This window comes from Shinella sp. S4-D37, assembly GCF_040812195.1.
Classification (GTDB): domain Bacteria; phylum Pseudomonadota; class Alphaproteobacteria; order Rhizobiales; family Rhizobiaceae; genus Shinella.
This window is the reverse complement of record NZ_JBFNXL010000005.1, coordinates 138,495-145,000: the sequence shown is the minus strand read 5'-3', so window position 1 is coordinate 145,000 and position 6,506 is coordinate 138,495. Positions and strand designations below refer to the sequence as shown.

The window sequence follows — 6,506 nt, the reverse complement described above, 5'->3', positions numbered from 1 at the left end:
GTCGGCCGCCAGAAGCGCCGCCGCTCTCGTTCGATGGCCGGGTTATAGGCCTACCCCTGCCCCCGCGTCAACAGGGCATGTGACATTTTTTTGAAAAAATCTGCAGAAACATGCCTTCGCCCTTTAGTTCCCCCGGATTTTCAGGGCTTTACCGCGGGTGAAAGACCGCTTCAATGCGATTGCCCTCAGATTTTCACATTCCGCCTCTCTAGAGGAGGTCACACGAACCAGCGTGATTTGACTCGCATGCCTTCCTGCGTGCATGGTCCCGCGCTGAAACCAGAACGCGACACAGGGCGAAGCGCAATCGGCATGACCACCGACCGGAACATGATCCGATCCCTCGGCAACGAACCGCCGATCCTCGCCGACGGACGCAAGGCGCCCGACCGGCGGGAGATTTCGCTGCGCTGGCTTTCCGGCACGTTCCTCACCGGCATCACCTCGTCCATCCTGATGGGCGTCGCGCTGTTCGCCGCGCTCGACGGCCGCCAGCAGCTCGCCATCCCGGCCGAGGCCTTTGCCGCGCTCGGCACGACGGGCCAGACCAGCAAGAACGGCGAAACGGCGAAACGCGGCGAGCGCGTCATCGAGACCGCGATCGTCGCCAAGCCGGCCGACAAGAAGATCATGGAGATCTCCACCGTCATCCATGACGGCGAGAAGGAGGTCGTGCGCCGCCAGCCTTTCGCCCATGTGAAGATGGCGCTGGCCGCCAACCACGCGACGAGCGAGGACTATCCGCGCTTCGACCCGCTCGCGATCTTCTCCACCAACGGCAAGGACGCCGCGCCCGCCTCGCGCATGGGCACGATCTATGGTTCGGATGTGGAATCGGAGGTCGCGTTGCAGACCGATGCCTTCCCGATCGACGGCTCGGCGCTCGACTATGCCGACCAGATGTCGATCGAGGAGGTCGAGGAGAACGTGCGCACCAACGGTTCGGTGCTGACCGACGGCAGCACGCAGGTCGCCTCGCTCTACTATGTCGATCCGCAGCGCTTCGCCTCCGACTCCTCCGACCTCGACCTTTTGCAGGGCCTGACCGCCCGTATCGTCGAGGAGAACATGAGCGTCTCGAATTTTGACACGCTGACGCCCGACGACACCGAATATGCCGACGACGTGATCCCCGTGCACCGCGACGCCGATATCGGCGAAATCATGACGGCCGCCGGCTATACCAAGGCCCAGGCAGAGGACCTTTCCGCCTATCTTGAAGGCCCGCTCGGCAGCAGGAAACTGACCGAGGGCGACGTGCTGCGCATCTGCATCGTGCAGAAGGGCAAGGAAGCCAGCATCGTGCGCGCCAGCGTCTATTCGCGCGGTCGCCATGTGACGACCGCCGCGCTCGACGACAGGGGCCGCTTCGTCAACGGCACCGAGCCGCCGGTGCTCGACGCCGTCGCCACCGCCTTCGACGACGACGACCGGCCGATGATGATCACAGGGCGCGACCTGCCGCGCGTCTATGACGGCATCTACCGCGCCGCGCTCTCCTACGGCATGGGCAAGGACATGACGGCGGAGGTCATCCGCGTCCTTGCCAGCAATGTCGATTTCCAGGCGCAACTGCGGCCGACCGATTCGCTCGAAGCCTTCTTCTCGGTCACCGACGAGAGCGGCGCAGCGACGGAGGATTCGGAGATCCTCTTCCTCGACGCCAAGTTCGGCGACACGGAAACCCGCGTCTATCGTTTCCAGAGCCCGGAGGACGGGGCGGTCGACTACTACGACGAGAACGGCAAGAGCATCCGGCAGTTCCTGCTGCGCAATCCGGTTCCGAACGGCACCTTCCGCTCCGGCTTCGGCATGCGCCGCCATCCCATCCTCGGCTTTTCGCGCATGCATACCGGCGTCGACTGGGCCGCGCCGCGCGGCACGCCGATCATCGCGGCCGGCAACGGCACGGTTGAAAAAGCCGGCTGGGATTCCGGCGGCTACGGCAACCAGACGCTGATCCGCCATGCCAACGGCTACGTCTCGTCCTACAACCACCAGAACGCCATCGCCAAGGGCATCAAGCCCGGCGTCAAGGTCCGCCAGGGCCAGGTCATCGGCTATGTCGGCTCGACCGGGCTCTCGACCGGCCCGCACCTGCACTACGAGATGATCGTCAACGGCAACAAGGTGGATGCCTTGAAGATCCGCCTGCCCGGCGGCAAGTCGCTGGAGGGCAAGGCCCTCACCCAGTTCGAGGTGGAGCGCAAGCGCATCGACGACCTGCTCGGCCGCGGCGACGAGGCCACGGAAGTCGCCGAGACGCATTGAGGCGTACCGGAAGGCACCCTTGTCACGGTCGGATCAAGCCGGGGGGAAATTCGCCCCCACGGCTTCACGCCTTCTTGCGGATCAGGAAGCGGTGCCCCGCCGCGACGCGCTCGCTCGCTTCGAGCGCATGGCCGTCCTCCTGGCAGAAGTGGGGAATGTCGATGACGGCGAGCGGATCGGTGGTCTCCACCCAGAGCGTGCTGCCGGCAGCCATCGCCGACAGGCGCTTGCGCGCCTTCATCACCGGCAGCGGGCATTTCAGGCCGCGCAGATCGTAGATCTCGGCGTCGTCGCTGGCCGCCGTCACGGTCATTTCTGCCAGAACTTCCAGAACGGCTTCTCCGCCGTCTTCTCGACGACCTGAACGTCGGGGTTGCCCTCCGGCATCGGCAGGGCATCTGCGCCCGCGGCCGGCTTTGTCGCGACGGCGGTGGTCTGCGTCTTCTGCGCCGCCTGCCGGCCGGCATCGTGCTCGACCTGACGGGTCACGCCGGCAACGGGCTCGGCCTTGCGCGGCTCGGCCCTGTCGCTCCAGAACTTCCAGAAGGGTTTTGCTTCCTTCTTCTCGACGGCGGCGAGGCCCGGGTTCTCCTCCGGCACCGGCAGGGCGCCTGCGCCGCGCGCCTGCTTCTCGACCTTTTCGGCGGCGACGTCGGCCGCGAGGGCTTCCGTCTCCTTGATCTTCGCCTGTTCGGCCGCAAGCTTCGCCTCTTCGGCCTCGCGCACCGCGCGTTCGGCGGCCTCGACCTTGCGCTTTTCAGCCTCCTCCGCCTTGCGTTTCTGCTCGGCGATCTCGCGGGCGGTCATCAGCTTGCCGGCGTCCAGTGAATTGCCGGTCGGCGCATAGGCAAGCTCGCGCCCCTTGCGCTGGTCGGCGACGATCGCCTTGCGCTGGGCTTCGGAAGGCTCGACCCAGACCGTGCCGCCATATTTCTGCATCGCCTTGGCATGGGCCGCGGCATAGGTCTTGTTGTAGCTGTCGAGCGCCACCTCGAGAGCGGCCGGCGTCGTCATCGCCGGGCAGGCGCCGGCCGGCGAGAAGGGCTTGTCGGCCTGCTGGTTGAAGACGTATTTCTTCTCGCAGACATTGACCTCCGGCGGACGCTTGGTCAGCTCGAAATGGTCGTAGCCGACCTTCAGCATCTTCCAGAATTCGATATTCGGGTTGTCGCGGTGGCGCGCCATGTTCTCCGCGGTCATGCGGAAGGGAAAGGCCTGGAGCTGGATCGTCGACTGGCCGCCGTTGAAGGCATCGCGCGCGAAGGCGAAGATCTCCACCATCTGCTCGTCGGTCATCGAGTAGCAGCCGGACGACGAACAGGCGCCGTGGATCATCAGATGCGAGCCGCTCGCCTTGTTGGCGCGGTCGAAGCCATTGGGAAAGCCGGTGTTGATGGCGAGATAATAGCTGGAATTCGGGTTCAGGTTCGCCCTCGACAGCGGATAGAACCCTTCGGGCGCCTGGCGGTCGCCTTCCTTCATCTTTGGGCCGAGCTTGCCCGACCAGGCACAGATCTTGTAGTTGCGTACCAGCCGGTAGCGGTTCGAGCGGTCGGCCTTCCACAGCTCAAGCCGGCCCTCTTCCTTGAAGATGCGCAGCATCATCGGCGAGGAGCGGTCGATGTTCATCGAGGACAGCTTGCCGAGCACCGCCGAGGACAGCTGATAGTCCGTCTTTTTGGACACCTTGGTGATGTCGACGTCGACCTTGTCGAACGAGTCGAGCGTCTCGTTGGTGCAGCCGGCGGCGGCCACGGCAAGGAGCGATACGGCGGCAAGAGCAGTCAGGCGCATTCCAGAAGTCCGTCAACAATCGTCAGATCGCAAGCCGTCGCGCCGGCGGGCGGACGCGCAGTGGTAACCGGCTTATACTTCATAAAGTGTTAACCGGAAATTCTTTCGCGAGGCTGCCGGCACGCCGCATCGTTTCAGACACAAGGATTATGGCCGAGATGGGGCGAAAGCCGCCGATCGGCGAGAATCCGCTCAGAGCTGGCGGCCGATATTGAGGTAGCGCTGGCGGCGGTCATTGCGAAGCTGGTCGCCGGGCTTGGCGGAGAGATCCTTGAGCGCGGCCGCGATGACGTCGCCGGTGCGGGCGATGACGGCCTGCGGATCGCGATGCGCGCCGCCGACCGGCTCCTGGATGATGCCGTCGATGATGCCGAAGGTCTTCAGGTCCTCGGCCGTGATCTTCATGTTGCTGGCCGCTTCCTTGGCGCGGGTGGAATCGCGCCAGAGGATGGAAGCCGCGCCTTCCGGCGAGATCACGCTGTAGATCGCATGTTCGAGCATGTAGACGCGGTCGCCGGTGGCGATCGCGATGGCGCCGCCCGAGCCGCCCTCGCCGAGCACCACGGAAACGATCGGCACGCGAACGTTGAGGCACATTTCGGTCGACCGGGCGATGGCTTCCGCCTGGCCGCGCTCTTCCGCGCCGATGCCGGGATAGGCGCCGGCCGTGTCGATCAGCGTGATGATCGGCAGGCCGAAACGGTCGGCCATCTCCATGACGCGGATCGCCTTGCGGTAGCCTTCCGGCCGGGCGCTGCCGAAATTGTGTTTCAGGCGCGACTTGGTGTCGTTGCCCTTCTCCTGGCCGATGATGGCGACGGGCTCGCCGTTGAAGCGGCCGAGGCCGGCCTGGATCGCCTCGTCCTCGGCGAACTTGCGGTCGCCGGCAAGCGGGGTGAACTCTTCGAAAAGCTGGCCGGCGAAATCGAGGAAATGCGGGCGCTGCGGATGGCGCGCGACCTGCGTCTTCTGCCAGGGCGTCAGCTTGGCGTAGATATCGGCCATCGCCTCGCGGGCGCGCACTTCCAGCCGGCCGACCTCATCCGTCGTGTCGATGCTCTCATCTTCCTCGGCGAGCTTGCGAAGCTCGTGGATCTTGCCTTCGAGATCCGAGATGGGCTTTTCGAAATCGAGGTAGTTGTGCATGAGATGCGTTTCCGATCGTTTGCTCAAACCGCGTCAGGATGCCGTCGGCCGGGACCAGCGGCATGAAGAGGGGTCCTAATCCGGTTTTTTTGCCTGTTTGGCAAGGGGGTGATGGGTCTGAACGAGCTGGTGAAGCCGTTCTTCCAGCACATGTGTATAGATTTGTGTCGTCGAAATGTCCGAGTGGCCGAGCAGTTCCTGCACCGCGCGCAGGTCCGCGCCGTTCTGCAGGAGATGGCTGGCGAAAGCGTGGCGCAGCACATGCGGCGAGAGCGTCGAGGCCCGGATGCCGGCCCGCCCCGCCAGCGCCTTCAGGTCGCGGGCGAACACCTGGCGCGGCAGATGGCCCTCCTTGCTCTTCGCCGGAAACAGGAAGGCGCCCGCCGCCGGATCATCGCCGATATCGGCCGCCAGCGCCTCGCCATAGGTTTCGAGCGTCGCGACGGCGGCGCGCGACAGCGGCACCAGCCGCTCCTTGTTGCCCTTGCCCTTCACGATGAGGAAGCGCCCCGTCTGCGCCAGCACGCTGGCCGGCAGCGAGACCAGTTCGCTGACGCGCAGGCCCGTCGCATAGAGGAGTTCCACCAGGAGATGCATGCGGCGGCGCATAAGCAGGCCATCGCCCGGTTCCGCCGCCTCCGTCTCGGCCCGGGCGATCAGGCGGCCGACATCCTCGACGCTCAGCGTCTTCGGCAGCGACCTTGCCTTGCGGGGAGCATCGAGAATGCCGGTCGGCTCGTCGCCGCGCAGCCCCTCGCCATAGAGGAACTTGAAGAACTGCCGCAGCGCCGAAAGCCGGCGGGCCTGCGAGGAGGCGGCAAAGCCCCGCCGGGCGAGATGGGCGAGATAGGCCCGCAGATCGTCCGGTGTCGCCTCCGTGAGGCGCACGTTCCGCGCGTTGAGGAAGGAACCCGCATCCTCAAGGTCCCGCTCGTAGGATTGTAGCGTGTTCGTCGCAGCGCCCCGTTCGGCGCTCATCATCTCTAGGAAGGATTCGACCTGAAGGGCGGACGGGTCCCTCATGGCTGCGGGTTCACCCGTTCGGACGGAATGCGGATCGTCACCTCGCGCTGCGTCGGCTCGACGAAGGTCACCAGCGCCACCATCGTGCCGTAGATCGAGCCGGCGATCACGGCGCAGAAGAACAGGAATCGGAACAGGGTCGGCATGGTGCTCTCCGGGACGATGGTCCCTATATCGCCCTGCCACCTGCCGAGCGCAAGGCCGGCCGCGGGCTGACGCGAGCGATGGATCGGCGCCGAGGCTTGACGCTTCCGGCGCTTTTGTCGATACGG

At 65.4% G+C, this 6,506-nt stretch carries 6 protein-coding genes; 1 reads left to right on the top strand and 5 read right to left on the bottom strand.

Annotated features, from left to right (window positions below; translation table 11 throughout):
- Positions 1 to 312: 312 nt before the first annotated feature.
- On the top strand, positions 313 to 2,271 hold the full coding sequence (locus AB3G45_RS08180; protein WP_367830117.1) for a M23 family metallopeptidase: 1,959 nt from the start codon (positions 313 to 315) through the stop codon (positions 2,269 to 2,271).
- A gap of 64 nt (positions 2,272 to 2,335) precedes the next feature.
- Here AB3G45_RS08180 and AB3G45_RS08175 read toward each other — a convergent pair whose 3' ends face one another.
- From AB3G45_RS08175 to AB3G45_RS08155, 5 genes are all read right to left on the bottom strand, one after another.
- On the bottom strand, positions 2,336 to 2,584 hold the full coding sequence (locus tag AB3G45_RS08175; RefSeq protein WP_367830116.1) for a sulfurtransferase TusA family protein: 249 nt from the start codon (positions 2,582 to 2,584) through the stop codon (positions 2,336 to 2,338).
- Entirely contained in the window at positions 2,581 to 4,065 is a 1,485-nt protein-coding gene (locus AB3G45_RS08170) for a L,D-transpeptidase family protein (RefSeq protein ID WP_367830115.1), read from the bottom strand. The genes AB3G45_RS08175 and AB3G45_RS08170 overlap by 4 nt, the downstream gene beginning before the upstream one ends.
- 192 nt (positions 4,066 to 4,257) lie before the next feature.
- Entirely contained in the window at positions 4,258 to 5,211 is a 954-nt protein-coding gene (locus AB3G45_RS08165; RefSeq protein WP_367830114.1) for an acetyl-CoA carboxylase carboxyltransferase subunit alpha, read from the bottom strand.
- Between the two features lie 75 nt (positions 5,212 to 5,286).
- The gene (locus AB3G45_RS08160; RefSeq protein WP_367830113.1) at positions 5,287 to 6,234 is read right to left on the bottom strand and encodes a site-specific tyrosine recombinase XerD; all 948 of its coding nucleotides are present in this window, start codon (positions 6,232 to 6,234) and stop codon (positions 5,287 to 5,289) included.
- Entirely contained in the window at positions 6,231 to 6,380 is a 150-nt protein-coding gene (locus AB3G45_RS08155; RefSeq protein WP_367830112.1) for a hypothetical protein, read from the bottom strand. Before AB3G45_RS08155 ends, AB3G45_RS08160 begins: the two co-directional genes overlap by 4 nt.
- Positions 6,381 to 6,506 lie beyond the last annotated feature (126 nt).